This window comes from Streptomyces boetiae (assembly GCF_031845405.1).
Lineage (GTDB): Bacteria > Actinomycetota > Actinomycetes > Streptomycetales > Streptomycetaceae > Streptomyces > Streptomyces boetiae.
This window is the reverse complement of the sequence record NZ_JAVREN010000112.1, coordinates 1-510: the sequence shown is the minus strand read 5'-3', so window position 1 is coordinate 510 and position 510 is coordinate 1. Positions and strand designations below refer to the sequence as shown.

Genomic DNA, 510 nt, shown 5'->3' with positions numbered 1-510 from the left:
GGATCTGGGGCGCGCTGGCCGGCGTCGCCTCCGTCTGCGGCGTCCGGGCCGGGGGGCTGATCACCGAAGGGCCGGGCTGGCGCTGGGTGGTCCTCATCAACGTCCCGATCGCCGCCGCAGCGGTCGCCTGCGCGCCACCAGTTCCAGCGTGATCGCCACCGCCACGCTCTGCCCGGCCATCAGCGCCACCAGCACGAACAGCTGCACCGCCCCGGCCGCCGCCGGGGAGGCGCCGCCCAGCAGCATCCCGACGAACGCCCCCGGCAGCGTGACGAGCCCCACCGTCCGGGTCTGGTCCAGCCCCGGGATCAACGCCCCCGAGGCGGCCCGCCGCGCGATCTCCAGCCGCGCCTCCCGCGCCGGGAGCCCGAGCGCCATCGCCGCCTCCACCTCCCCGCGCCTGGCTGCCAGCTCCTCCAGCGCGCGCCGCCCGGCCAGCGCGGTCACGGTCAGCGAGCCGCCGATGAGGATCCCCGCCACCGGGATCAGCGCGATCCCGCGCACCGGGAC

Annotated in this window: 1 protein-coding gene; it reads right to left on the bottom strand. The window is 77.8% G+C overall.

The features are described 5' to 3' along the window. Positions 1 to 96: 96 nt before the first annotated feature. Positions 97 to 510: ABC transporter permease (locus tag RM780_RS27615; protein WP_311633638.1), on the bottom strand; the 414-nt coding region annotated here is incomplete at its 5' end.